Source organism: Geodermatophilus sp. SYSU D00742, assembly GCF_054049935.1.
Map to the genome: position 1 here is coordinate 31,187 of NZ_JBJGYJ010000033.1, position 24,509 is coordinate 55,695.

Here is a 24,509-nt window from a genome sequence, read left to right on the forward strand (position 1 = left end):
GCCACCGGCCCCGGGGCGCAGCCGACGGTGGACGAGGTCATCGGCGTGCTGCAGCGGCACGCCCACCACCCCTCGGCGTTCTACGCGCTCAACCGCGGGGTCCACCTCTTCCGCCTCCCCGGAGTCGACGGGCTGATCGCCTCGCGGCCGGCCGGGAGGCGCCACGTCGTGCAGCTCACCGGGGTGGTCGGCCCCGAGGCCGACGCCGACCGGCTGCTCGACGCCTTCCTCGCCCGTGCCCGGGCCGAGGGGCGCCGGGTCGTCGCCGTCCAGCTGCTCGCCGCCGACGTGGACCGCTACGTGCGCCGCGGGTTCCGGGTCGAGCAGTTCGGCGTCGACTCCGCCCTCTCCCTGCCCGGCTGGGCGCCGCGCGGTGGCCGGTTCGTCAAGCTGCGCAACAAGGTCTCGCGCGCCCGGCGGGCGGGGGTGACCGTGCGCGAGGTCGGCCCCGGGCAGGCCGGGGACGCCCGACTGACGACCGCGCTGGCGGAGCTGGAGGAGCGCTGGCTGCGGGCCAAGGGGCCGCACGCCCGGCGGCTGGAGTTCCTGGTCGGGGAACGCGGTGGCCCGGCCGACGTCCACCGGCGGTTGTTCGTGGCCGAGGTCGGCGGGGAGGTCGTCGGCGACCTGAGCCTCTCGCCGGTGTACGGCCGGCACGCGGGCTGGCTGCACGACCTCCCGCGCCGCCGTCCCGACGCGCCGCCGGGGGTCTCCGAGCTGCTCACCGTCACCGCCCTCGAGCGGGTGCGCGCGGAGGGCGCCGGCTGGCTGCACCTGGGGCTGACCCCCTTCACCGGGCTGGCCGAGGAACACCGCGTCCCGGCCGCCGGCAGCCCGCTCGCCCGGCGGACCGTGCGGCTGCTGGCCGAGCACGGCGCGTGGCTCTACCCCGCCGCCGACCAGGCCGCCTACAAGGCCAAGTGGGCCCCCGACGTCGTGCAGCCCGAGTACGTCGCCTTCCAGGGCCGCGTGACGCCCGGCGCGGTCTGGGCGCTGGCCCGCCTCACCAACGCGGTCTGAGCCGTGGCCTCCCGGAGCCCGGCGCGGCTGGCCCGCTGGACGATCCCGCACCTGCGGGTCCGGCCCGACGACCGCGTGCTCGGCCTGGGCTGCGCGAGCGGCGCCACGCTCGGCCGGCTGAGCGCGGCCGCCTTCCTCTCCGAGGTGGTCGGCCTGGACCCCTCCCCGCAGCGGGTGCGGCGGGCCGCCCGGCGGCACCGGCGCGCCCTGCGGGACGGGCGGGTCCGGATCGGCTGCGGTGACGCCGTGGACCCGCCCGAGGCCGACGCGTCCTTCGACCGGGTGTGCCTCGTCGACCTGCTCCCCGGCCCCGACCGGCTGCACCGCCTCCGCGAGGCGTACCGGGTGCTGCGCCCGGCGGGGCGGGTGGCGGTCGCCGTGCGGGCGGGCGGCGGGTGCGGGGCCGAGGTCGCCGCGCTGCTGTCCGCGGCGGGGTTCCGTGACGTCGACTGGGTGGTGCACCCGGGCCGGTGGCGCGGCCGGCTGTGCGCCTGGGGCACGAAGGGCTGAGACCGCTCCTCCCACCCGTATCACCGGGCCCGCCACCGGCTCCGAGCAGGTACAGCCCACCGGTGGCCGGGCACGTCGGCCGGCACCGGGCTGGAGCAGGCCCACGCGCCCTCCGGAGGTCGACCCGCCGTGCAGACCACCCTCGTCCGGCCCCGCCGGTCCCTGCCGCGCCGCGCCCGGCGCGCCGCGGTCGCCCTCACCGTCCTCGCCGCCACCGGAGGCGCCGTCGCCGTCGTCGCGGGCGGGGACGCCTGCCCCACCGGCGACCGGCCCCTCGAGGTCGTCGTCGCCCCCGAGCTCGCCCCCGCCGTCGGTGAGGTCGTGACGGCGGTCGGGGTGGGCTCGTGCTCGGTGGCGGTCACCGCCGGGGAGCCCGCCGACGTCGCCGAGACGCTGTCGGGCCCGGCGGACTCCCCCGACGTGTGGATCCCCGACTCCTCGATCTGGCTGGCCCGCGCCGGGGCCGACGCCGTGCCGGACGCCGCCCCGTCGGTGGCGCGCAGCCCCGTCGTGCTGGCCGTGCCCGCGGGCGCCGCCGAGCTGCTCGCCGCCGGCGACGGCCCCGACCTCGGCGCGCTCGTGCTCGGCACACCCGCGCACGGGCCCGTGCCCCTGGCCCTGGCGGACCCGCGGCGGTCGGCGGAGACCGTGGCCGTGACCCTGGCCGTCCGCGCCCTCGTCGCCGGCCGCGCCGAGGAGCACGCGGTGCTCACGAGGCTGCTGCGGTCCGCCGCGCCCGACCTCCCGCCGGACGCCGCCGCGCTCCTCGCCGGGGCCGCCGGCGACACCGCCGTGCCGGTGCCGGAGCAGGCGCTGCGGACCTCCGGCGCCGAACCGCCGACCGTCGCGGTGCCGCTGGGCCCCGACGCGGTGCAGCTGGACTTCCCGTACGCCGTGCTCGCCGACGAGGCGGGCGAGAAGGCCACGGCCACCCGGCTGCTCGACGCGCTGCGCAGCGAGGAGGGCCAGCAGCTCCTCGCCGACCGCGGCTTCCGGGCGGCCTCCGGCGGCCCCGGGGCCGCCGCACCGCCGACCCCCGAGCCGGCCGTCGTGGCCGAGGTGGTCGAGCAGTTCGCCGTCCTGCACCGGCCCTCCCGCCTGCTGGCCGTGTTCGACGTCTCCGGCTCCATGGCCTCACCGGTGCCCGGCACCGGCGGCTCCCGCCTCGACGTCACCAAGGCCGCGACCCTCCGGGGACTGCAGGCCCTGCCCCCCGACAGCGCCGCCGGGCTGTGGATCTTCACCACCGGCCTGCCCAACGGCAGCGACCACGTCGGCCTGGTGGACGTGGGGCCACTGGGCCCGCGCCCCGACGGCACCACCGGCCTGCAGGCGATGGCCGACGCGCTGGCCGCCGTCCGCCCCGACCCCGCCGGCGGCACCGGCCTGTACGACACCACGCTGGCCGCGGTCCGCAGCATGCGCGCGGACTGGGACCCGGAGCGGGTCAGCGCCGTCCTCCTGCTCACCGACGGCCGCAACGACGACCCCGACGGGATCGGCCTGCCCCAGCTGCTGGACACCCTGCGCACCGAGGCCGACCCGGCCCGCCCCGTGCCGGTCTTCGCCATCGCCTACGGCCCCGACGGGGACCTCGCGGCGCTCAGCGAGATCGCCGCGGCGACCGGGGGCGCGGCCTACGCATCGCAGGACCCCGCCGGGATCGGCCAGATCCTGCTCGACGCGGTCGGCCGGCGGCTGTGCCGTCCGAACTGCTGAACACACCCCACCCCTCCACCCGGATCGAGGACCCCGATGACCGACCTGCTGACCACGGCCACCTCCGAGTCCTTCGCCCACCTGACCCTCCGGGAGAAGCTGGAGCACCTCGACGTCCTCACCGACGTCGTCCACGACATCCAGGTGGAGCTGGCGCGGGCCGAGGCCGAGCGGGCCGCGCTGCTGCGCAGCCTCGAGGCCGGGTCGCACACCGGCGGCGCCCGCGGGTCCGCGGCCGCCTGAGGTGCCGGACGGCGGCCTCCCGCGCGCTCCTCCCGCGGGCGTCCCCGCCGCTACGCTGGCCCGCACCGTCAGCCCCGGTCGAGAGGGGGTGGACCGTTGGACCCCGACGGAGACGTGAACCCGGTACCCCAGCTGGTGGCGGCCGCGGTCGCCGGTGACTCCGCCGCCTGGAACGCCCTGGTCGAGCGGTACACGCCGCTGGTGCTGTCGGTCGTCCGCCGGTACCGGCTGGGCAGCGACGCCGACGACGTGGTGCAGACGGTGTGGCTGCGGCTGGTCGAGAACCTCGCCAGCGTGCGGGAGCCCGCGGCCCTGCCGGGCTGGATCCTCACCACGGCGCGCAACGAGTGCCTGCACGTGATCCGGCGCAACCGCCAGACCACCCCCGCCGACCTCGGCGAGGAGGGGTGGCCCGAGGGCAGCGGCGAGCCCCCGGTCGACACCGACCTGCTCGCGCTGGAACGCCACCAGACGCTGCTCCTGGCCCTGGCCGAGCTCCCCGACCGGCAGCGGTCGCTGCTGCTGCTGCTCATCGAGGACCCACCGCTGCCCTACGAGGAGATCAGCCGGCGCCTCGGCCTGCCGGTGGGCAGCATCGGCCCCACCCGGGCCCGCGCGCTGGCCCGCATCCGCGCCTCGCAGGCGGTGCAGGCGCTGCTCGACGCCTGACCGGCGCGCTCAGCCGGCCCCGAGGCAGACGAACGCGGCGGCGGCGGCCCGGCCGGCGGTGTCCGCGGGGTCCAGACCCACCTGGGCGTCGGCGAGCGCCTCCGCCGGCGACCGCCCGGCCCGCAGCCCCTGGTGGTAGGCGCGCATCAGCGGCACCGTCGCGGCGTCGGGCACCGGGACCACCGGGGCGACCAGCGTGGCGGTGCCGCCCCCGAGCAGGGCGGCGCCGAAGCCGAGGACCTCCTCACCGGCGACGATGTGCGGCCGTCCGGTGTCGCAGGCGGCCAGGACGACGGAGAACGGCGGGCGGGCCAGGCGCTCCAGCTCGTACACGGTGAGCGGTCCGTCGGCCAGGGCCAGCGCGGAGAACAGCGCGTTGTCGGAGCGGACGTTGCCGTGCGCGGCCAGGTGCAGCATGGCCGCGCCGTCGGTGCAGGCCACGAGCCCCGCCGCGGTCGCCGCCGGGCCGGACAGCACCGTGGCCCCGGGGTAGAGCTGCCCGATCGTCGCGGCCTCCAGCGACGCGCCCGGCAGGCCGGGCCCCGCCACGACGACGACCGCGGCGTCGGCCGCCGGTCGCGGGCGGGTGACCGCCTGGTGCCACATCGTCGCCGACGGGCTGACCGTCACCGGCCGGCCGCGGCAGGACGGCAGCACCGACCACGGCAGCGACTGCAGGGGGCCGGTCGGCACCACGACCAGCGGCCGGTCCCCGACGTCGGCCCGCAGCGGACGCAGCAGCAGCTCGTCGTGGACGGCGGCCGCCCGCTCCAGCACGGCCACCGCGGCCGCCTCCCGGCCGGCCGGCCCGGCCCGCGGCGCGGCCAGCCGGTGCAGCGCGAACGGCACGTGGGTCAGCGCCTGCCGGACGGCGTCGGCCCGACCGAGGGGGTGCAGGCGCACCCTGCTCCCGACGACGGTCACCGCGTGCAGGTCGCCCTCCGACTCCACGTACTCCACCAGCGCGGCGTCCCCGAGGGGCCCGGTCAGCTCCGCCGCGGACCGGAGCCGGCGGGGCGCGCCCTCCCCGGCCTCGAGCGTCCGGCAGCGGTCGCGGATGCGGCGCTCGAGCACCACCTGGTGGGCGACCAGCGGCTCGTCCGGCCGGCCCTCGGCGCGGGCCTCCTCGATCTCGGCCATCGTCGAGCGCAGGTCGGCCAGGTCGCGGGCGAGCTCCGGGTGCTCCGGCGGCTGGGCCGGCCGCAGCCGCAGGGCGCTGGCCCGTCCGCGCTCGGCCCACCACAGCACCCGCCGCGGGTCCCGGTCCTCCAGGGCCATCCGCAGCCCGGTCCGGGCGATGGCGCCGCGCTGCAGGCTGACGTGCGCCCGCAGCTCCGTCGCCCCGAGGGTGGCCTGGTGGTCCTCGACGATCCGCAGCCCGGCCCGCAGCGCCGACAGGGCGGCGGCGCGGCGCCCGTCGGCGCGGCGGAGCAGCGCCTCCGCCAGCCAGGCGCGGGCGCGCGCGTCGGCGGGGCCGGCGTGCCGGGCGCGGCTGGCGGTCTGCAGGTGCCGCCGGGCCACCGGGCGGCGGCCCTGCTCCAGGGCCATCCGCCCGGCCAGGACCCGCGCCTCCAGGGCCGGGACCCGCCAGCCCGCGGCCTCCAGCTCCTCGGCCAGCTGGGCCGCCCGTTCCGGGCCGACCCCTCCGGGGTCGGCGGCCACCTGGGCCTGGAACCGGGCGAACCGGGCGAGGGCGAGGGAGTCGGCGCGGCCGAGGCGGCGGAACCCGCGGACCGCGGCGTCCGCGCTCGCCGCCGCCGTCGCCGTGGCGCCCTGCACCAGGGCCACCGTCGACAGCAGCAACTGCGCCTCGGGCAGGTGGACGCCGCGCCCGTGCCGCTCGCAGGCGGCGACGGCGGCCTCGGCGGTCTCCCGCGCCTCGTCGAGCAGGCGCACCGACAGCAGCACCTGGGCCCGGTCCACCAGCAGCGACGGCTCGACGACGTCGTGCCGCGCGTAGTGCTCCTCCGCCGCGTCGAAGTGCCGCAGGCAGGCCGGGACGTCGCCGCGGGTGGCCTTGACACAGCCGAGGTTCTGCTCGGCGTAGGCGACCAGCAGGTCGAGCTGGTGGTCCTGGCACAGCCGCCGCGCGTCGAGCAGGTCGGCCTCCGCGGCGCCGAAGGCGCGTCGTCCCAGGTGGATCAGGCTCCGGTTGTTCAGCGCGCGGGCCGCCCACTGCGCCTCGCCGGCCTGCCGGAGGACCGGCAGTGTCCGGCGCAGCTCCTCCAGCGCGGCGTCGTACCGGCCGAGCTCCTGCAGGATCGCCGCCCGCTGGACGCGCGCGCGGGCGGCCTGGACGCCGTCGAGGTCCCGCACCGCCGCGTCGATCTCGCGGAACGCCTTGCCCGTCTGGCCCCGCAGCGTGAGCGCCGAGGCGAGGCTCATCCGCGCCTCCCCCACCCGGGTGCGCGACCGGGCCCGGCGTCCCGCCGCGACGGCGGTCCGCAGGTGGGTCACCGCCCGGTCGATCTCGCTGAGGTTCATGGCGGCCACGCCCAGTGCCCGTTCGGCGATGCTCAGGGCCGACCACGCGCCGTGCTCGCGGGCCGGGCCCACGACCGAGGACCCGAGCGCCCGCGCCTCCCCGGGCCGCAGGCTGGCGACCTCCATCGCGCGGACCGCGGTGACCTCCAGCTCGGGAGCGGGCGGCGGCCGGTCCGGGAGGTCACGCACGGAACCCACGCGACGACGGTCCGCTCCCCACCCGGGCGAGTCAACGGGTCCAACGGCCCGTGCGGTTCTCGCCGGCGCCACGGAGCGCCACACTCGCCGCACTCAGCGCGCCCACGGAGGGGGGACCGGTGGACGGCAACACCCGGCCCGAGGAACGGCGGGGCCCCCGCAACGCCTACTACTACCCGGAGCTCGTCGTCGCCCTGGAGCACGTCGACGTGGTCGCGGGGACGCTGCAGAACCGGCTCGGCGTGCCCATCCGGTCGATCGAACGCAGCAGGGACCTCGGCCTGGCACTGGTGCGCCTCGAGGGCACCGACGAGGAAGCGGCCGACCAGGTGGAGCGCGCGCTCGCCGGGAAGGCGGGCACGCAGGCGACGGCCGCGCAGCAGGCACCTGCGGCGACGCCGTCGGCCAGCCCGATGGACCGCGTCCTGCACGGGTTGCGGCGCCACTTCGCCGACGAGTACGCGGAGTGGACGCCGACCATCGGCAAGAACCGGCTGGTCGGCAACGTGCAGGGTGGCGGGCACATCTCCCACGGCGGCGGCTCGGACCCGGAGATGTCGACCTGGACGCCCGACCTGCGGGTGGCCCGGCCCGGGCTCGGCACCCGGGTCGGGGTGCTGGACACCTCGGTCTCCGAGCACGACTGGCTCACGGGACGCTGGATCGGCTCCCCGCGGGACGTCCTCCCCACGCTGCGGGAGGGCCGGGCGTACCCGGCGATCGCCGGGCACGGCACCTTCGTCACCGGCCTGGTCCTCCGGATGGCGCCCGGCTGCATGATCGAGGCCCGGCAGATCCTCTCCCCAGAGGACGGGGAGGCCGAGTCGTGGGCCGTGGCCAATGCGATCGTGGAGCTGGGCCGGGCCGGTGTCGACGTCCTCAACCTGTCGATGGTCTGCTACACCGAGGACGGCCAGCCGCCCCTCGCCCTCGCCGCCGCGATCGACCGGCTGGACCCGGAGATCGTGGTGGTGGCCGCCGCCGGCAACCACGGGAGCATGCGGGGGAAGCTCGACGACCTCACGGAGCAGGACCTGCGCAAGCCGGCCTGGCCGGCGGCCCTGGACGACGTCATCGCGGTCGGCGCCGCCGATTCCCGCGGCGCCGAGGCCGGGTTCACCCCGCGACAGGCGCCGTGGATCGACGTGCTGGCCGACGGGGTGGACGTCGACTCCACCTACCTGCACGGCCCCGTGCGGGTCGACCTCACCCTGGAGACCGACACCGTCACGGAGTTCGACGGGTTCGCCAGGTGGAGCGGTAGCTCGTTCGCGGCGGCGCTGGTGAGCGGGGCGATCGCGGCCCGGATCGTGCCCGGACGCACGACCGCGCGCGCCGCGTGGGAGGCGCTGCTGGCCGAGTTCCCCGACGAGCCGGTCCAGGCCCAGGAGAGCAGGCCGCGCCGGGTGCCGCGGTTCCTGCCGCTGCTCGGCCCGGTCAGTCCGCCCGAGAGCGCGCAGAGCGCCTCACAGTGAGAACCACTCGGTCCGCAGGACGCCGGAGGAGGTCCCGCAGCGCAGCTGGACCTCTCCTCCGGCGGGTTGCTCGAAGGTGAAGCAGCCCACCTCGTCCACGGTGGTGTGGTCCAGGACGCCGTCCCGGCTCAGCAGGGTCACCTCACCCTCGGCCGGCGGGACGAGCTGACCGACCAGGCCCTCCTCGGTCACGCTCAGCTCCACGGCCAGTTGACCGCCCTCGAAGACGAGGGTGCGCGGTACCGCGGCCGCGCTGCGGACCAGTGCCGCGTCGCCGGCCCGCGAGTCGTGGGTCAGGGCGGCGAGCTCGGCGTCCACGGTGCGCCAGGACCAGGCCGCCTCGCCGGCGGCGAGCATCGCGGGGGTGATCGGTCCGACCGACCGGACCGCCTGACCCAGCAGGTCCAGGAGCCGGTCGTCCTCGTCCGGACCGGGCGTCGTCATCGGGGGTCACCTCCCTCCGCCTCGTCGGGTCTGCCGTGCATCGTCCACCCCCACCCGCCGGACCACCAGATCGCGCCGGGCCGGCCCCGGCCGCTCCTCCTCCGGCCTGTCTCGATACGGACCCGCGGGAGGCCGCCGGGATACACGATCCCGGGAGTTCCCTCAACCGGTTTCCGGGCCTTGCGGTCGGCGGACCCGGGCGAGCAGGCTGGCACCCCCTCACGAGGGAGGAGCCGCTGTGCCCGCGCCGACCGACCACGAGCTGTTCGACCTCGGGGACCTCCCGCTCCAGAGCGGCGCGACCCTGCGGGGTGCCACGCTGGCCTACAAGACCTACGGCACGCTCGACGACGACCGGTCGAACGTGATCGTCCACCCCACCTGGTTCAGCGCGTGGCACGACGCCAACGAGTGGTCGTTCGCCCCGGGCACGGCCTGCGACCCCGGGCGGTACTTCATCGTCGTGCCGAACCAGCTCAACAACGGCCTGTCCAGCTCCCCCAGCAACACGCCACCCCCCTTCGACGGGCCGCACTTCCCGGCCGTGACGTTCTACGACCAGGTGGAGGCCCAGCACCGCCTGCTCACGCAGAAGTGGGGCATCGAGTCCGTCGAGCTGGTGGTGGGTTCGTCGATGGGGGCCGGGCAGACGTACCAGTGGGCGGTCAGCCACCCCGAGATGGTCAAGCGCGCGGCGCCGATCGTCGGCTCGAGCCGCACCAGCGAGCACAACCAGGTGTTCCTCAAGAGCCTGCGCGCGACGCTGACCCTCGACCCGGCGTTCAAGGGCGGCCACTACGCGCCCGACGCGCTGCCCACCGCCGGGCTGCGCGCCTTCGCCCGCATCTACGCGGGCTGGGGCCTGTCCCAGGCGTTCTACTGGCAGCGCACCTACCGGGAGATGGGCTACTCCTCCCTGGAGGACTTCCTGGTCGGCTTCTGGGAGGGCTTCTGGCTCGACGACCGCGACCCCAACAACCTGCTCGCGATGCTGTGGACCTGGGAGAACGGCGACGTCGGCAAGACGCCGGGGTTCGACGGCGACACCGAGGCCGCGCTGCGCTCGATCCGCTGCCCGCTGATCGCCATGCCGGCCCGGACCGACCTGTACTTCCCGCCGGAGGACGAGCAGTGGGCCTCGCAGTTCATCGAGCGGGGCGAGGTGCGGGTCATCGACACCATCTGGGGGCACTTCGCCGGTCTCGGCATGAACGCCGCCGACAACCGCTTCGTCGACGACACCCTCCGGGAGCTGCTCGGCCGCCCGGCGTGAGGTCCGCGTCAGTCGTCCCCGTCGTGACAGGTGCACGAGCACTCGTGGGTGCAGAACGTGTGGTTGCCGTGGTCGCAGGGCGTCGTGTGCACAGCCCACTCCCCTCGTCGTCGGCTCGCCGGACGGTCCGGCGGCGGCTTCCGTGCACGGGCGCCGGGGCGCCGGGGCACGGATCGGTCAGCTGGTCCCCCGCGGGGGTCCGGACGGGAGCGTCCCGGCCGGGAGGCCGAGGACCGCCTCCAGCCGACAGCACGTCTCCGGCCGGGGGCTCCGGTGCCCGGTCTCCCAGGCGCGGACGGTCTGGCCCGACCGCCCCACGGCGCGTCCCAGCGCGGCCCGGGTGAGCCCGGCGGCGGCGCGGGCCGCCCGGATGCCCGCGGGCACGTCCGGCGGTCGCCACGGTCCGCCCTGCGGGAGCGGCGGCACGTCGATGCCGCAGGCGCCGAACACCTCGCCGGTCGTCCGCCGGTACACGACGGCCATGCGCCGGGCCACGGCGACGGGGGGACGCCGCTGTCCCGCCTCGTACCGCGCCAGCGTCCCCAGGGCGATCCGCAGGTGCGCCGCCGCCTCCCGCTGCGACATGCCGGACTCCCGGCGCAGCCGGCGCAGCGGCCGGGCATCGTCGCCGGCCGGGCGCTGCGCGGGTCGCGCCGCGAGGGTCCGCACGTCGGTGTCCAGGACCCGGGCCAGCTCGGCTGCGACACCGGAGGGCACCCGGACGCCGGCGGTCTCCCACATCGACAGGGTCGTGGGCGCCACCGCCACCAGGCGCGCCAGCGCGCGGCCGGTCAGGCCGGCCCGCCGGCGGACCACCGCCAGTGACGGCAGCGGTTCGCCGTCGAGCCGGGCCGGGGGGTGGTCGGCGAACAGGGCGTCGACCCCCTCGGGGGGCAGTGCCAGGAGGGCGCCGAGTGCCGGCCAGTGACCACGCACGGGCCGGCGGACCCCCTTCTCCCACGCGGACACGGTCGGCCGGCTCACCAGCAGCGCCCGGGCCAGCCCGCCCGCGGTGAGCCCGACCGCCGCCCGCGCCTCGGTCAGGGTCCGAGGGCAGTCACCCCCCACCTGCCCCGCTGCGCCCGGCGCGGTCCGCGGGACTGCCCTCCGCCGGCCCTCCCGGATCGCGGCCGCCCGGTACGTGGGGGGCGGCGCCAGCGCGCCGGTCATGCCCGGCCGAGGGCGGCGAGCCCGGCGGCGACCAGGTCGGGCACGGCCTCGGCCGCGCGGCGGGCGTCCCGGCCGGCGTCGGCGCCGGCGTGGGCCCGGTGGGCGATGCCCTCGGCGATGACCGCGAGCTTGAGGTGGGCCAGGCCCAGGTAGAACGGCCAGTCGCCGAGGTCGCGACCGGAGCCGCGGGCGTAGGTCTCGGCCAGCGCGTCGGGCGAGGGCAGCCGGGGGCTGGTCCACGCCGCGGGGATGCCGAGGACCACGTCCAGCGCCGGGTGGCGGTACACGCACATGAGCGCCACGTCGGTCAGCGGGTCGCCGAGGGTGGACAGCTCCCAGTCGACGACGGCACGGACCGTCGCGGGGTCGGCGCGGTCGAGGATGGCGTTGTCGATCCGGTAGTCCCCGTGCACGACGGCGACCTCCGACGACGCCGGGACCCGGTCGGCGAGCAGCGCGTGCAGCCGCTCGAGGTCCGGGAACTCACGGGTGTGGACCTGCTCCCACTGGCGGCGCCACAGCGCCACCTGGCGGGTGAGGAAGCCCTCCGGCCGGCCGAAGCCCGTCAGTCCCACGGCCTCGACGTCGACCGCGTGCAGCGCCACGAGCACCTCGACCAGCCCCGCGGTGGTCCGGCGGACGGCGTCGTCGGACAGGGCGGCGAGCTCGTCCCGGTCGCGGACCACCACGCCGTCCACCCACTCGACGACGGTGAAGGGCGCGCCGAGCACCGCCTCGTCCTCGCACAGGCTGACCGGCCGGGCGACCGGCACCGTCGTGCCCTCCAGCGCGCTGGTGACCCGGAACTCCCGGGCCATGTCGTGGGCTGACGCGGTGAGGCCGGCCAGCGGCGGGCGGCGCACCACCCACCGGGAGGCGCCGTCGGTCACCGCGAAGGTCAGGTTGGACCGGCCGCCCGCGATCAGCTCGCCCTGCAGCGGTCCGGCCGGCTCGACCCCGCGGGCGACGAGGTGGGCGTGCAGCGCGTCCAGGTCCAGGCCCGGGAGCCGGGTGCCGGTCATGCCAAGGACCGCGCCCGGGCGGCCTTGACCGCGCGCTTGGCGATGGCGAACCGGTGCACCTCCGAGGGGCCGTCGTAGACCCGGAACGGCCGCACCTCGCGGGCGATGCGGGCGATCGGCAGGTCCGCCGACACCCCCAGCCCGCCGCACAGCTGCATCGCCCGGTCCACCACCCGTCCGATCGCCTCCCCACCGAAGGCCTTGGCGATGGAGGTCTCCTGGCCCGCCGACGACCCGGCGTCCAGCGCCGCGCACGCCACGTCCAGCAGCGCCCGCGTGGCGGCCAGGTCGATCTCGTTGTCGGCGATCAGCTGCTGCGCCAGGCCCAGGTCGGCGATGGCGCTGCCGAAGCCGCGGCGGGCCGCGGCGTGCTCCACCGCCACCTCGTGGGCCCGCACGGCCGCGCCCAGCCATCTCATGACGTGGGTCATGCGCGCCGGACCCAGCCGGACCTGGGCGTTGGCGAAGCCCTGGTCGACCTCGCCGAGCACCGCGTCGTCACCGACGACCAGCCCGTCGAAGACCACGTCGCAGTGCCCTCCGACCATCGAGCGGTCCATCGTGGGCACGTGCCGGCCCACCTCGATGCCCGGGGTGCCGGCCGGCGCGAGGAACATCGTGCCGCCGCCGCGCTCCCCCGGGGAGCCGCTGGTGCGGGCCATGATGATGAAGAAGCCGGCCCCGTCGGCGCCGGTGATGAACGTCTTGCGCCCGTCGATCCGCCAGCCGCCCGCCACCCGCGTCGCCGTCGTGGCCAGCGCCGCCGGGTCCGAGCCCGCCCCGGGTGCCGGCTCGGTCATCGCGAACGCCGAGCGCACCTCCCCGGCCGCCAGCGGGGCCAGGAACTCCGCCCGCTGCGCCGGCGTCGCGACGTGGGCCAGCAGGTGCACGTTGCCCTCGTCCGGCGCCGCGGCGTTGATCGCCAGCCCGCCGAACACCGAGTACCCCGCCGCCTCGAACACCCGCGCCCGCTGCACCATCGACAGCCCCAGCCCGCCGACGTCCACCGGCGCGTGCGGCGCCAGCAGCCCTCGCCGCCGGGCGCCGTCCTGCAGCTCGCGGCGCAGGTCGTCCCCGCCGGCGGCCGTCACGTCGCCGTCGAACCGGTCCTCCACCGGCAGGACCACCTCGCGCACGAACTCCCGCGTACGCGCCACCAGGTCGGCGACGTCGGGCTCGGTGCCGGCGGACACCGGCGTCAGGGTGGTCACGACGAGTTCTCCTCGGGTCGGGGCGGAGGGCGGTGCCGGCGGCGCGGTCAGCCGATGCGGCGGAAGAGAGCGGCCAGTGCCTGGCCGCCGCCGATGCACATGGAGGCGACGCCGAGCTCGAGGTCGCGGCGGAGCATGTCCTGCACCACGCGCAGGGTCAGGATCGCGCCCGTCGCGCCCACCGGGTGGCCCAGGGCGATGGCCCCGCCGTAGGGGTTGGTGCGCTCGGGGTCCAGGCCGGCATCACGGATGCAGGCCACGGCCTGGGCGGCGAAGGCCTCGTTGAGCTCGGCGGTGCCGATGTCGGCCGGGGTGGTGCCGGTCTGCTCGAACAGCGCCTGGAGCGCGAGCACCGGGGCGTAGCCCATGAGCTCCGGCTCCAGCGCGGCGGTGGTGACCGCCTCCAGGGCGACCAGCCCGGTCGCCCCCCGCTCGCGGGCGATCTCCTCGGTGGTGAGCACCAGGGCGGCTCCACCGTCGTTGATGCCCGACGCGTTGCCCGCCGTGACCGTGCCGCCCTTCTCGAACGCCGGCCGCAGCTCCGCCAGCGCCTCGAGCGTGGTGCCGGGCTTGGGGTGCTCGTCGACGGCGACGGTGGTCGGCCGGCGTCCGCCGACCGACACCGGCACGATCTCCTCGTCGAACGCCGCCTTCGCCTCGGCCGTCGCGGCGCGGCGCTGCGACTCGAGGGCGAACTCGTCCTGCTCGGCGCGGCTGATGCCGTACTTGTCGGCGACCCGCTCCGCGGTGACGCCCATGTGGATGTCGTGGAACGGGTCGGTGAGCATCATGACCGTGCCGTCGACGAGGGTGCGGTCGCCCAGGCGCCAGCCGTTGCGGGCGCCGAAGTCGTAGAACGGCATCCGCGACATCGACTCGTCCCCGCCGGCCAGGGCGATCCCGGCCGCGCCCCAGCGGATCTGCATCGCCGCCGACCAGACCGCCTGCAGGCCCGAGCCGCACAGCCGGTTCACCGTGTGCGCGGGGGTCCGGGCCGGCAGCCCCGCGGCCAGCGCCACCCGCCGGGCGTTGTAGGCGTCGGCGCCGACCTGGCCGATGCAGCCCATGACGACCTCGTCCACCTCCGCGGGGGCCACCGAGGTGCGCTCGAGCGCGGCCCGGGCGGCCGTGGCGCCCAGCTCGTGCGCCGGCACGTCCTTCAGTGCGCCGCCGAAGCTGCCCACCGGGGTCCGGGCGCCGCCCAGCACGACGATCCGACTGTTGTCCGACATGTCCGTCCTTCTTCTTCCGAGATCTCTGACCCAGGTACGCGGGGCGCGCTCCGGGAGCGTCGGTCCACCGCGTGGAGCACCCGCCGCCGGCTGCCCCCGTGCCGGCCGGACGCGGTGCTCAGGTGCGCGGCCCGCCCGCGACGTAGACGACCTGCCCGGACACGAAGCCCGCGCCCTCGCTCGTGAGGAAGGACACCACGTGCGCGATGTCCTCGGGCTGTCCGACCCGCCGCACGGGGATCTCCGCGGCCGCGGCGGCCATGAACTCGTCGAACGGGACGCCCACCCGCTCGGCGGTGGCCCGGGTCATCTCCGTCTCGATGAAGCCCGGCGCGATCGCGTTGGCGGTGACACCGAACTTGCCCAGCTCGATGGCGAGGGTCTTGGTGAAGCCCTGCAGGCCGGCCTTCGCCGCCGAGTAGTTGGCCTGGCCGCGGTTGCCCAGCGCCGAGATGCTCGACAGGCACACCACGCGGCCCCACCCGGCCTCGATCATGTGCTTCTGCACCGCGCGGGTCATCAGGAACGCACCGCGCAGGTGCACGTCCATCACGGTGTCCCAGTCCGCCTCGGTCATCTTGAACAGCAGGTTGTCGCGGGTCACCCCGGCGTTGTTGACCAGCACCGTCGGTGGGCCCAGTTCGGTGGCCACCTGCTCGACGGCGGAGGCGACCGCCTCGGGGTCGGCCACGTCGACGGCGGCGGCGAACGCCCGCCCGCCGGCACCCACGATGGCCTCCGCGGTCTCCTTGGCACCGCGCTCGTCGAGGTCCAGCACGCCGACGGCGAACCCGTCCTCGGCCAGCCGCCGGGCCACGGCCGCCCCGATCCCGCGGGCCGCGCCCGTCACCACTGCCGTCCGTCCGTTGCCGCCGCTCATCGTCCTCACTCCGCTCCTCGTCCCGCTGACCCGTCATCCGCCGGGGCCCGGCCGGGTGGCCGGACGACGCACGCGGCGTCGTCCGGCCACCGACGTCGGCCGGGACCGGCGTAGCCGCCTACTGCGGCAGCCCGCTGCCGAACTTCGCGGCCACCCGCTCCTGGGAGACCTTCGGCGTCCAGCGGTCCTCCTGGTCGGCCCAGAGGTCCCGCAGCTGCGGCATGACCTCGGTGCCGAACAGCCGGTTGTTCTCCGCGGCCACCTCCTCGGGGAGGTTGCCGACGTGCATGCAGGTGATCAGCTGGCCGATCCGCAGGTCGGTCGCCAGCGCCCGCACGCGCTGCGCGACCCGCTCCGGGGTGCCGGCGATGATGTAGCCCAGCTCGTCGTACTCCCAGAAGCTGAGCTCGCCGCGCGCGGCCTTGAGCCGCTCCTCGTTGCTGATCACCTTCGCCCGTTCGAGGGTGCTCCGGATCGACGCCGGGGTGTTGTACCCGGGCGGGGTCGCGAACTCGATGGCGGTCGGGTTCTGCCGGTAGAAGTACTTGACCGCCTCGGAGTACTGCCGCTCGGCCTCCTCGTCGGTGTCGGCGCAGCAGATCACCTGGGTGAAGGCCATGCGGTTGGGGTTCATGTTCGCCCCCTGGCTCTCGGTGTAGTCCCAGAACCCCTTCACGATGGGCTCGGCGCTCTGCTTCCCCGAGAAGGACAGGTAGCCGTAGCAGTAGTCCAGGGCGTTGACGACGTCCCAGGTCTCCGGGCTGCCGCTGCCGGGGATCCAGACCGGGATGTCCTGCTGGATCGGCCGCGGCCAGGTGTTGACGTACCGCAGCTGCGTGTACTTGCCGTTGAAGGCGAACGGCTCCTCGGCCTGCCACGCGCGGGTGATCAGGTCGCGCGCCTCGTGGAAGCGCTCGCGCAGCTCGATCGGCGGGACGCCGTAGGCGAACGCGGTGTCCATCGGGGTACCGAAGACGATGCCGGCGATGATCCGGCCGCCGGAGAGGCAGTCGAGCATCGCGATCTCCTCGGCGACCCGGATCGGCGGGTTGTACAGCGCCAGGGAGTTGCCGCACAGCGCGATCGCCGCGTTCTCCGTGGTCGCCGCGAGGATGCTGGCGATCAGGTTGGGCGACGGCGTCATGGCCAACGACGTCTGGTGGTGCTCGTTGAGCAGCAGCGAGTCCCAGCCCAGCCCGTCGGCCTGCTGCATCAGCCGGATGTACATGTGGTAGTCCTCGCCGACCTGGGTGGGGTCGGCGACGGAGATGGGCGCGGTCACCCAGGAGCTCCGGTTCACGTCGCCGTAGTCCTGGGGGAGCTTCGTGTAGTACTCCTGCGCGAACCAGTGGAACTTCATCGCGGTGTCCTCTCCCTGGCCGGGTCGCTCAGGCGACGACGCCGATGAGGTGGGTGGACGACGTCGTGCCGGGGAAGTTGGCGACGTCGGCGCCGAGCGCCTTGCCCTCGGGCGAGCCCAGGCCGGCCTGCATGGCCTCCGGGTCGTCGAAGGTCAGCTCGGCCATGAGGTGGTACTTCGGCAGCGAGCCGTCGGGGCCCGGCTGGAACAGCGTCACCTCGATGTCGTTCAGCCCGGGCACCTTGCGGGCGAGCGGCACGTGGTTGGCCAGGTAGTAGGCCTCGAACGCCTCCACGTCGGAGGGGCGGTCGTACAGGACGGTGAGCTTGATCATGGGGCCCTCCTCGGGCTCGGTGGCGGGTGGTGCGGATCGGGGGTGCGGTGGCCGGCGGCCGGGCGTGCTCAGCGGCCGCTGGAGCCGGCCTCCATCGCGCCGCCGTCGACGCGGTAGGTCTCGCCGTTGACGAAGGCGGACTCGTCCGAGGCGAGGAACAGCACCATGTTGGCGATGTCGCTGGGCAGGCCCACCCGGGGTGAGGCGACCGTGGCCAGCGCCGCGGTCGGCAGGTCGGGCACGGCGTCGAGCAGCTGCTGGGTCTGGATGACCCCGGGGGCGATCGCGTTGCAGCGCACCCCCTGCTTGCCGTGCTGGGCGGCGATGTACCGGGTCAGGCCGATGACCGCGGCCTTCGTCGTCCCGTAGGCCGTCAACGCCGTGCTGCCGCGCAGGCCGCCCACCGAGGACATGTTGATGATGGAGCCGCCGCCGGCCTCGACCATGTGCGGCAGCGCGTACTTGCACATCAGGAAGATGCTGCGGACGTTGGTCGCGAAGGCGCGGTCCCACATCTCGACCGAGGTGTCGATCACCGTCGAGTCGGTGAACCAGGCGTCCGGCCCCACCAGGGCCGCGTTGTTGTGGATGACGTCGACCCGGCCGTGCTCGCCGATGACCGCCTCGACCAGGTCCTGGATCGACTGCTGGTCGGTGGCGTTGAAGTAGATCGGGGTAGCGGCGTCCCCGATCATGGCGGCGGTCTCCTTGGCGCCGTCCAGGTTCAGGTCGGCGATGACCACCCGCGCGCCCTCGCGCGCCAGGGTGACCGCGGTCTCCCGACCGATGCCCGCCGCGCCGCCGGTGATCAGCGCGACCTTGCCTTCGACCCTGCCCATGTCGTCTCTCCTCCGTCGATCCTGCTCAGGCGTCCAGGAACTTGCTGACCACGGACACGAACTCGTCCTCCTGCTCGACCATCGGGTAGTGGCCGGCTCCCTCGATGAGGGCGAGCTCCGCGTTCGGGATCAGGCGCACGAACTCGTCGGCGTAGGACACCGGCAGCAGGCCGTCGGAGGTGCCGTGGACGACGAGCGTCGGGGCGTCGACCAGCGGCAGCCGGCGGCGCAGCCCCCGGTCGGCGATCGGCCACATGAACTTGGTGGCCGTGCCCAGGTTCTGGGCGCTGAAGAGGATGGCCCCGTGCGGGTCGTCGGGGTCGGGCACGAAGTTCGTCGGCTCGTTCTTCGGCGCCTCGCCGTGCCACTTCGCGGCCTTCACCGCGGCCGCCTCGCCGAAGGGGTCCAGCGTCGGCTCGTCGTCCAGCCAGATGCCGAAGGGGTTGACCAGCACGAGCCGACGGACCAGCTGCGGGGCGATGGCCGCCAGTTCCGCGGCGAACATCCCGCCCAGCGAGTGGCCGACGACGTCGACCTTGTCGACGCCCAGGGACTCCACCAGCTCCCGGTGGTAGAGGGCCACGTCGATGACGTCGGTGAAGTTCTCGAAGCCGGTGGACTTGCCGTACCCGGGCAGCTCGGGCGCGAGCACCCGGCGGCTCTCGGCCAGCCGCTTGAGGAAGCCGGCGGCGCCGGGGTGGCGCTCGTACCCGTGCAGGTACAGCAGCGGCGATCCGCTCCCCTCCTCCAGCAGTTCGATGTCGAACGTCCCGATGTTCGGGATCTCCAGCGTGGTCATCGCGTGCTCTCCTGACGACTCGGAACGGGGATCCGGGGCGCGTGGGCCGCGACCCGGTGCTGACTGACCGCGGGGGTCGAGTGGTCCTCGTGGTCGGCCCACAGATCTCGCAGGTACGGCGCCACCTGGGTGCCGAACAGCTCGTTGTTCATGGCGGCGGTCTCCTCGGGGAGGTTGCCCATGTGCATGCAGGTGATCAGCTGGCCGCCCTCCGCTCAGAAGTCCGGGCCCAGGCCACCGATCGGGGGCATCCCCGAGTGCGCCCACAGCCCGCCGTCGGCGACCAGGTGGGTGCCGGTGATGAAGCTCGACTCGTCGGAGGCCAGGAACAGGACGGCGTTGGCGATCTCCTCGGCGCGCCCGTAGCGGCCCATCGGGATGGCCTCCCGGATGGCCTCCCACGTCGCCGGCGCGGCGTCGTGCAGCCGGTCGATCGGCGGTGTCCCGATCGGGCCGGGGCAGACGGCGTTGCACCGCACGCCCTTGCGGGCGTACTCGATGCCGGTGACCCGGGAGAGGTTCACGACGCCGGCCTTGAGCATGTTGTAGGCGCCGAGGCCGAAGTCGCCGGCCAGCCCGGAGACCGAGGCGGTGTTCACGATCGACCCGCGGCCCTGGGCCAGCATCGGCTCCAGGGCCAGCTTGATGGCGTACCAGTAGGAGACCAGCCCGACGTCCAGGGAGCGGCGGAGTCCGTCCCACGTGAGGTCCCCGATCCGCCCGGCCTCGAACGAGACGTGGTTGTTGTGCAGGACGTCGAGGCGGCCGTGGGTGCTGGTCGCGAACCCGATGACCCGCTCGAGGTCGGCCCGCTCGGAGGCGTCGGCCTCGAGGAAGTCGATGGTGGCACCGCCGGCGCGCAGCTCCTTGGCCACGGACTCACCCGCGGCGCCGTCGATGTCGGCGATGACCACGCGGGCGCCCTCGCGGGTGAACGCCTGCGCCGTGGCGGCGCCGATGCCGGAGCCGCCGCCGGTGATGACCGCGACCTTGCCGTCGAGACGCATGCGCTGGCTTCCTCTCGGTACGGCGGCGCAACGGTGCGCCGCCGGGATCGGTGGTCCTGGGGGTGTGTCGCCGTGCTGACCGGGCCGGTGAGGGCCGGGCGCGGGCGGGTCTCGTTCCCCGTCCGCCCGCGCCCGGGGGTCAGGCGGTGACGCCGACGCCGCGGAAGGTCGGGGCGTAGGCCGGCTCGTAGCCCTCGGGGAAGACCGCCCGGTCGGTCCAGGCGCTGGGCGGGAAGTGCGCGTGGAGCGGGAAGGAGATCATGGTCTTCTTCTCCTCCTCGACCATCCGGTGGATGGCCGGGACACGGGCCTCCGGCGTCGTCCCGGACAGCGCGTCCAGCCAGGCCTGCTCGAACTCCGGGCTGGAGACGTTCCACGGGTTGCGGAACGCACCGGGCAGGTAGTTCTGGTACTGCACCGTCGGGTCGGCGAACGGCGCCCCCATGCCGTTGTAGACGTTGCCCTCCTGGCGGCCGTAGAAGGTGACCGGCGTCGTGGGCGACTCGATGACCCGCGTGTTGGCGGTCATCCCGGCCTCGGCGAGCATCGGCACCAGGGCCTCGGCCACGGCACGGTGGTCGTCCAGGCTCGGCACCAGCCACTCGAACTCGACGCCGTCGGGGTAGCCGGCCTCGGCCAGCAGCTCCCGGGCCCGCTGCGGGTCGTAGCCGTACTCGTCGTTGTCGGGGGTGACGTCGGGGTTGTAGGCCCAGTGGTCCGGCGGCATGAACTGCGCCACCGGCTCGCCGAGGCCGAAGAACACCCCGTCGACGATCGCCTGCCGGTCGATGGCGTGCTGCAGCGCCTGGCGCACCCGGATGTCGTCGAACGGCGCCTTACCGGCGTTCATGTTGATCGACATGACCGACAGGCTCTTCGACGGCGCGGAGTTCAGCCCCGCGGTCGCGGCCTGCTCGGCCTGCGAGGGGTCGAGGTAGGTCAGCTCGGCCTGACCGGTCTGCAGCATGTTGAACCGCGTGGTCGCCGAGGTCTGCACGATGATCTCGTAGTGCGCGGCCTTCGCCGCCTCCGGGTCCCAGTACTCCTCGTTGCGGTCGTACCGCGACACCTGCCCCGGCACGTACTCCACCAGCGTGGCCATGCCCGAGCCGACCGGGTTCTGGTCCAGGTCCGGGTTGCCGAACGCCGCCGGGCTGATCATGCTGCCCAGCCGGTCGGTGAACAGGTTGGGCAGGTCACCGCCGGGACCGTTGAGGTTGAGCCGCACGGTGAACTCGTCGACGACGTCGATGGTCTCCACCCGGGCCAGCTGGCCCTTCAGGGTGCTGGTCTCCAGCGTCTTGGCCCGCTCCAGGTTGGCCTTGACCGCCTCGGCGTTGAACGGCGTGCCGTCGATGAAGGTGACATCGTCGCGCAGCTCCATGACCAGCGCGGTCTCGTCGTCGACGAACTCCCACGAGGTGGCCAGCTGCGGCGCGAGCTCGTCGTTCTCGTCCAACATGATCAGCTGGTCGTAGACGAGCCGGAAGAAGATCATGTCCCAGGCGTTGCCCGACCGGTGCGGGTCGAACGTCGAGGGGTTCTGCACGAACACGTAGCGGAAGGTGCCGTTCGGGTCGATCTCACCGGCGCTGCCGCTGCCATCTCCGGCCGTGCTGCCGCCGCCACAGGCGGACAGCACCAGGGCCAGCGCCGAGAGCAGGCCGATCCACAGGCGTGGTCGCCGGGGCCTGCGCACGGATGTCGTACCGCTCACTACGTACCTCCAAGACGGGGTTGGCCGGGGCGTGGCTCAGTCGGTGAACTGGCCGCCGGCCGGGTGCAGGATCTGGCCGGTGACGAACGAGGACTCGTCGCTGGCGAGGAACAGGCAGGCTGCGGCCTGCTCCGCCGGGGTCCCGTTCCGGTGCATCGGCGTGATGCTCATGGCCCACTGGTGCGAGGGGCTGTCCTCCGCGACGTCCCACATGGGCGTGGTGGTGAAGCCCGGGCCCACGGAGTTGACCCGGATGCCGGTGCCCGCCAGTTCCAGGGCCATGACCTTGGTCAGCATCCAGACGCCGGCCTTGGAGACGCAGTACGGAGCCGCGCCGGCGATCGGGATCTTCGCGGCGGTCGAGGCGATGGTGACGATCGAGCCGCCGGTGCCTTGCGCGAGCATCTGCCGGGCCAGCGCCCGGCTGGTCATCATCACGCCGGTGACGTTGATGTCCATGACCCGCTGGAAGGCCGCCGTCGACAGGGTGGTCACGTGGCCGGCGTCGCTCTCCAGCCGCGCCACCCGGTCGGCGTCGGACGCCGCGGACGAGACGCCGGCCGAGGCCACGCCGACGTCCACCCGGCCGAACTCGGCCACCGCGGCGGCGACGAGACCGTCGCAGTCGGCCTCCACCGTGGTGTCGGTGCGCACGTACAGCGCCCGCCGGCCGGCCTTCTCCACCAACCGCAGGGTCTCGTCGCCGGGCTGGATGTCGCCGATGACGACGTCGGCGCCCTCCTCGGCGAACCGGACGGCGGTGGCCTGCCCGATGCCGCTCGCGCCGCCGGTGATCACCGCGACGCGGTCGTGCAGTGCCTGCCCCATGCCGTCCTCCTCAGCGCCGGCTGCCGCCGACCGCATCGCTTCTGGTGGCTCTGAATCTGCTGGCTGCGAGTGACCCGGACAACGGAACGTCGACCACCTTCGGAGGCCGGGTCATGTTCCACGTCACACTGCCGACGACGGCCCCTCCCCCGCCCCGCACCGCTGTTCTCCGGCCCCTGAGCAGGGCACTCACCCACCTGCAGCAGGGACGACGACGGCCGGGCGGGGAGTGCACCCCGCCCGGCCGTCCCGGTGCGTCGTCGGCGGAGGCGGGCCGCCAGGGCCCGCCCGCGCCTCGGTCAGGCGGTGACGCCCACCCCCCGGAAGGTCGGCGCGTAGGCCGGCTCGTAGCCCTCGGGGAAGACCGCCCGGTCGGTCCAGGCGCTGGGCGGGAAGTGCGCGTGGATCGGGAAGTTCTTCCGGATCTTCTTCTCCTCCTCGACCATCCGGTGGATCGCGTCCACCCGCGCCTCCCGGGTGGCCCCGCTCAGCGACTCCATCCAGGCCTGCTGGAACTCCTCGGTGGTGGTGTTCCAGGGGTTGGAGAACTGGCCGGGCAGGCTGGCCTGGTAGGGCAGCGTGGGGTCGGCGAAGGGGGCACCCATGCCGGGGAACACGTTGCCCTCCTGCCGGCCGTAGAAGGTGACGCCGGTGGTCGGCGACTCGACCACCCGGGTGCTGGCCCTCAGCCCGACCTCGGCGAGCATCGGCACCAGGGCCTCGGCCACGGCACGGTGGTCGTCGAGGCTCGGCACGAGCATCTCGAAGTCGACGCCGTCGGGGTAGCCGGCCTCGGCCAGCAGCTCCCGTGCCCGCTCGGGGTCGTAGCCGTACTCGCCCTCAGGGGTCACGTCGGGGTTGTAGGCCCAGTGGTCCGGCGGCATGTACTGGGCCACCGGCTCGCCGAGGCCGAAGAACACCCCGTCGACGATCGCCTGCCGGTCGACCGCGTGCTCCATGGCCTGGCGCACCCGGATGTCGTCGAACGGCGCCTTGCCGGTGTTCATGTACATGGACATGATCGACAGGCTCTTCGACGGCGCGGAGTTCAGCCCGGCCGCCTGCGCCTGCTCGGCCTGCGAGGGGTCGAGGTAGGTCAGCTCGGCCTGGCCGGTCTGCAGCATGTTGAACCGCGTGGTCGCCGAGGTCTGCACGAGGATCTCGTAGTGCGCGGCCTTCGCCGCCTCCGGGTCCCAGTACTCCTCGTTGCGGTCGTACCGCGTGACCTGACCGGGGACGTACTCCGCCAGCGTGGCCATGCCCGAGCCGACCGGGTTCTGGTCCAGGTCCGGGTTGTTCAGCGCGGCGGGGCTGATCATGCTGCCGGCGGTCGCGGAGAAGAGCGCCGGCAGGTCACCGCCGGGGCCGTTGAGGTTGATCCGGACGGTGAACTCCTCGACCGCCTCGACCGACTCGATCCGGGCCAGCTGGCCGCGCAGCGTGCCGGTCTCGAGCGTGCGGGCGCGGTCGAGGTTGGCCTTGACCGCCTCGGCGTTGAACGGCGTGCCGTCGATGAAGGTGACGTCGTCGCGCAGCTCCATGACCAGCGCGGTCTCGTCGTCGACGAACTCCCACGAGGTGGCCAGCTGCGGCGCGAGCTCGTCGTTCTCGTCCAACATGATCAGCTGGTCGTAGACGAGCCGGAAGAAGATCATGTCCCACGGGTTCGCCGACCGGTGCGGGTCGAACGTCGAGGGGTTCTGCACGAACACGTAGCGGAAGGTGCCGTTCGGGTCGATCTCACCGGCACTGTCGTTGCCCGCCGCGGCCCCGCCGCCACAGGCGGACAGCACCAGGGCCAAGACCGACAGCAGCCCGATCCACCACCGAGGTCGTCCTGACCTGCGGGGGGACGTCGTCGTACCGCTCACGTGCACCTCCAAGAGAAGTCGGACCCACGCCGATTCGTGGCAAGGAACCTGGTGTGTCCGGGTGGTCGGCGACAACGGGAGTCCGACCACCCCGAGGGACCTCCATGTGGTCTCTGTCACACATGGCCGGTCCAGGCGCCGACCGTCTGACCAGGGCAGACGGTCGGAGACGCCGACGCGCCGGGCGGGGAGCCTCGGCTCCCC

23 protein-coding genes are annotated in these 24,509 nt (G+C 74.7%); 7 read left to right on the forward strand and 16 right to left on the reverse strand.

Annotation, left to right across the window (positions count from 1 at the left end; translation table 11 throughout):
• Nucleotides 1-27: 27 nt before the first annotated feature.
• The 5 genes from ACI78V_RS18795 (at nucleotide 28) to ACI78V_RS18815 (ending at nucleotide 4,161) form a co-directional block, all read left to right on the forward strand.
• A complete protein-coding gene (locus ACI78V_RS18795; protein WP_456853485.1) occupies nucleotides 28-1,020 on the forward strand; it encodes a phosphatidylglycerol lysyltransferase domain-containing protein in 993 nt (330 codons plus the stop codon).
• Between the two features lie 3 nt (nucleotides 1,021-1,023).
• Complete coding sequence (locus ACI78V_RS18800; RefSeq protein WP_456853486.1) at nucleotides 1,024-1,530, forward strand: class I SAM-dependent methyltransferase; 507 nt, start codon at nucleotides 1,024-1,026, stop codon at nucleotides 1,528-1,530.
• Nucleotides 1,531-1,659: 129 nt separating this feature from the next.
• Nucleotides 1,660-3,249, forward strand: coding sequence for a substrate-binding domain-containing protein (locus ACI78V_RS18805; RefSeq protein ID WP_456853488.1), 1,590 nt, complete (start codon nucleotides 1,660-1,662; stop codon nucleotides 3,247-3,249).
• A gap of 36 nt (nucleotides 3,250-3,285) precedes the next feature.
• The gene (locus ACI78V_RS18810; RefSeq protein ID WP_456853490.1) at nucleotides 3,286-3,492 is read left to right on the forward strand and encodes a hypothetical protein; all 207 of its coding nucleotides are present in this window, start codon (nucleotides 3,286-3,288) and stop codon (nucleotides 3,490-3,492) included.
• A gap of 114 nt (nucleotides 3,493-3,606) precedes the next feature.
• Nucleotides 3,607-4,161: an RNA polymerase sigma factor gene (locus ACI78V_RS18815; RefSeq protein ID WP_456853492.1), complete on the forward strand. Its 555-nt coding sequence runs from the start codon at nucleotides 3,607-3,609 to the stop codon at nucleotides 4,159-4,161.
• A 9-nt stretch (nucleotides 4,162-4,170) separates the two neighbouring features.
• On the opposite strand, the gene ACI78V_RS18820 is transcribed toward ACI78V_RS18815, so the two are convergent.
• On the reverse strand, nucleotides 4,171-6,843 hold the full coding sequence (locus ACI78V_RS18820; protein WP_456853493.1) for a CHAT domain-containing protein: 2,673 nt from the start codon (nucleotides 6,841-6,843) through the stop codon (nucleotides 4,171-4,173).
• 119 nt (nucleotides 6,844-6,962) lie between these two features.
• Between ACI78V_RS18820 and ACI78V_RS18825 the strand changes: the two genes are divergently transcribed.
• Entirely contained in the window at nucleotides 6,963-8,318 is a 1,356-nt protein-coding gene (locus ACI78V_RS18825; RefSeq protein ID WP_456853495.1) for a S8 family peptidase, read from the forward strand.
• Here the strand turns inward: ACI78V_RS18825 and ACI78V_RS18830 are convergent.
• Nucleotides 8,310-8,762 carry a hypothetical protein gene (locus ACI78V_RS18830; protein WP_456853496.1) on the reverse strand — a complete coding sequence of 151 codons (453 nt, stop codon included), beginning with the start codon at nucleotides 8,760-8,762 and terminating at the stop codon, nucleotides 8,310-8,312. The two genes, ACI78V_RS18825 and ACI78V_RS18830, sit on opposite strands and share 9 nt — an antisense overlap.
• A 238-nt stretch (nucleotides 8,763-9,000) precedes the next feature.
• On the opposite strand from ACI78V_RS18830, the gene ACI78V_RS18835 reads away from it, so the two are divergent.
• Nucleotides 9,001-10,035: an alpha/beta fold hydrolase gene (locus tag ACI78V_RS18835; RefSeq protein WP_456853498.1), complete on the forward strand. Its 1,035-nt coding sequence runs from the start codon at nucleotides 9,001-9,003 to the stop codon at nucleotides 10,033-10,035.
• Nucleotides 10,036-10,212: 177 nt separating this feature from the next.
• On the opposite strand, the gene ACI78V_RS18840 is transcribed toward ACI78V_RS18835, so the two are convergent.
• From ACI78V_RS18840 to ACI78V_RS18905, 14 genes are all read right to left on the reverse strand, one after another.
• Complete coding sequence (locus tag ACI78V_RS18840; RefSeq protein ID WP_456853500.1) at nucleotides 10,213-11,205, reverse strand: helix-turn-helix domain-containing protein; 993 nt, start codon at nucleotides 11,203-11,205, stop codon at nucleotides 10,213-10,215.
• The gene (locus tag ACI78V_RS18845; protein ID WP_456853502.1) at nucleotides 11,202-12,227 is read right to left on the reverse strand and encodes a phosphotransferase family protein; all 1,026 of its coding nucleotides are present in this window, start codon (nucleotides 12,225-12,227) and stop codon (nucleotides 11,202-11,204) included. Before ACI78V_RS18845 ends, ACI78V_RS18840 begins: the two co-directional genes overlap by 4 nt.
• Nucleotides 12,224-13,438 (reverse strand): acyl-CoA dehydrogenase family protein, encoded by a 1,215-nt coding sequence (locus ACI78V_RS18850; RefSeq protein WP_456853503.1) that lies wholly within the window; start codon nucleotides 13,436-13,438, stop codon nucleotides 12,224-12,226. Before ACI78V_RS18850 ends, ACI78V_RS18845 begins: the two co-directional genes overlap by 4 nt.
• A 47-nt stretch (nucleotides 13,439-13,485) precedes the next feature.
• Nucleotides 13,486-14,670 carry a thiolase family protein gene (locus tag ACI78V_RS18855; protein WP_456853505.1) on the reverse strand — a complete coding sequence of 395 codons (1,185 nt, stop codon included), beginning with the start codon at nucleotides 14,668-14,670 and terminating at the stop codon, nucleotides 13,486-13,488.
• Between the two features lie 118 nt (nucleotides 14,671-14,788).
• Nucleotides 14,789-15,550 (reverse strand): 3-oxoacyl-ACP reductase FabG, encoded by a 762-nt coding sequence (fabG, locus tag ACI78V_RS18860; protein ID WP_456853507.1) that lies wholly within the window; start codon nucleotides 15,548-15,550, stop codon nucleotides 14,789-14,791.
• Between the two features lie 118 nt (nucleotides 15,551-15,668).
• Complete coding sequence (locus tag ACI78V_RS18865; RefSeq protein ID WP_456853509.1) at nucleotides 15,669-16,910, reverse strand: LLM class flavin-dependent oxidoreductase; 1,242 nt, start codon at nucleotides 16,908-16,910, stop codon at nucleotides 15,669-15,671.
• A gap of 28 nt (nucleotides 16,911-16,938) precedes the next feature.
• Nucleotides 16,939-17,244 (reverse strand): EthD family reductase, encoded by a 306-nt coding sequence (locus tag ACI78V_RS18870; protein ID WP_456853511.1) that lies wholly within the window; start codon nucleotides 17,242-17,244, stop codon nucleotides 16,939-16,941.
• Between the two features lie 68 nt (nucleotides 17,245-17,312).
• On the reverse strand, nucleotides 17,313-18,083 hold the full coding sequence (locus ACI78V_RS18875; protein ID WP_456853513.1) for an SDR family NAD(P)-dependent oxidoreductase: 771 nt from the start codon (nucleotides 18,081-18,083) through the stop codon (nucleotides 17,313-17,315).
• A gap of 25 nt (nucleotides 18,084-18,108) precedes the next feature.
• Nucleotides 18,109-18,882, reverse strand: a complete 774-nt coding sequence (locus tag ACI78V_RS18880; protein ID WP_456853515.1) for an alpha/beta fold hydrolase — start codon at nucleotides 18,880-18,882, stop codon at nucleotides 18,109-18,111.
• A complete protein-coding gene (locus ACI78V_RS18885) occupies nucleotides 18,879-19,064 on the reverse strand; it encodes a hypothetical protein (RefSeq protein ID WP_456853517.1) in 186 nt (61 codons plus the stop codon). The genes ACI78V_RS18880 and ACI78V_RS18885 overlap by 4 nt, the downstream gene beginning before the upstream one ends.
• 33 nt (nucleotides 19,065-19,097) lie before the next feature.
• The gene (locus ACI78V_RS18890) at nucleotides 19,098-19,889 is read right to left on the reverse strand and encodes an SDR family NAD(P)-dependent oxidoreductase (protein WP_456853519.1); all 792 of its coding nucleotides are present in this window, start codon (nucleotides 19,887-19,889) and stop codon (nucleotides 19,098-19,100) included.
• Nucleotides 19,890-20,028: 139 nt separating this feature from the next.
• Entirely contained in the window at nucleotides 20,029-21,606 is a 1,578-nt protein-coding gene (locus ACI78V_RS18895) for an ABC transporter substrate-binding protein (RefSeq protein WP_456853521.1), read from the reverse strand.
• Nucleotides 21,607-21,642: 36 nt separating this feature from the next.
• Nucleotides 21,643-22,434, reverse strand: coding sequence for an SDR family NAD(P)-dependent oxidoreductase (locus tag ACI78V_RS18900; protein ID WP_456853522.1), 792 nt, complete (start codon nucleotides 22,432-22,434; stop codon nucleotides 21,643-21,645).
• Nucleotides 22,435-22,733: 299 nt separating this feature from the next.
• Complete coding sequence (locus ACI78V_RS18905; protein ID WP_456853524.1) at nucleotides 22,734-24,305, reverse strand: ABC transporter substrate-binding protein; 1,572 nt, start codon at nucleotides 24,303-24,305, stop codon at nucleotides 22,734-22,736.
• Nucleotides 24,306-24,509: the final 204 nt, after the last annotated feature.

Coding starts and splice junctions, on each gene's coding strand:
- ACI78V_RS18810 (WP_456853490.1), top strand. CDS start 3,286: ATGACCGACCTGCTGACCACGGCCACCTCCGAGTCCTTCGCCCACCTG.
- ACI78V_RS18830 (WP_456853496.1), bottom strand. CDS start 8,762: ATGACGACGCCCGGTCCGGACGAGGACGACCGGCTCCTGGACCTGCTG.
- ACI78V_RS18840 (WP_456853500.1), bottom strand. CDS start 11,205: ATGACCGGCGCGCTGGCGCCGCCCCCCACGTACCGGGCGGCCGCGATC.
- ACI78V_RS18845 (WP_456853502.1), bottom strand. CDS start 12,227: ATGACCGGCACCCGGCTCCCGGGCCTGGACCTGGACGCGCTGCACGCC.
- ACI78V_RS18855 (WP_456853505.1), bottom strand. CDS start 14,670: ATGTCGGACAACAGTCGGATCGTCGTGCTGGGCGGCGCCCGGACCCCG.
- fabG (WP_456853507.1), bottom strand. CDS start 15,550: ATGAGCGGCGGCAACGGACGGACGGCAGTGGTGACGGGCGCGGCCCGC.
- ACI78V_RS18865 (WP_456853509.1), bottom strand. CDS start 16,910: ATGAAGTTCCACTGGTTCGCGCAGGAGTACTACACGAAGCTCCCCCAG.
- ACI78V_RS18870 (WP_456853511.1), bottom strand. CDS start 17,244: ATGATCAAGCTCACCGTCCTGTACGACCGCCCCTCCGACGTGGAGGCG.
- ACI78V_RS18875 (WP_456853513.1), bottom strand. CDS start 18,083: ATGGGCAGGGTCGAAGGCAAGGTCGCGCTGATCACCGGCGGCGCGGCG.
- ACI78V_RS18880 (WP_456853515.1), bottom strand. CDS start 18,882: ATGACCACGCTGGAGATCCCGAACATCGGGACGTTCGACATCGAACTG.
- ACI78V_RS18885 (WP_456853517.1), bottom strand. CDS start 19,064: ATGGGCAACCTCCCCGAGGAGACCGCCGCCATGAACAACGAGCTGTTC.
- ACI78V_RS18890 (WP_456853519.1), bottom strand. CDS start 19,889: ATGCGTCTCGACGGCAAGGTCGCGGTCATCACCGGCGGCGGCTCCGGC.
- ACI78V_RS18900 (WP_456853522.1), bottom strand. CDS start 22,434: ATGGGGCAGGCACTGCACGACCGCGTCGCGGTGATCACCGGCGGCGCG.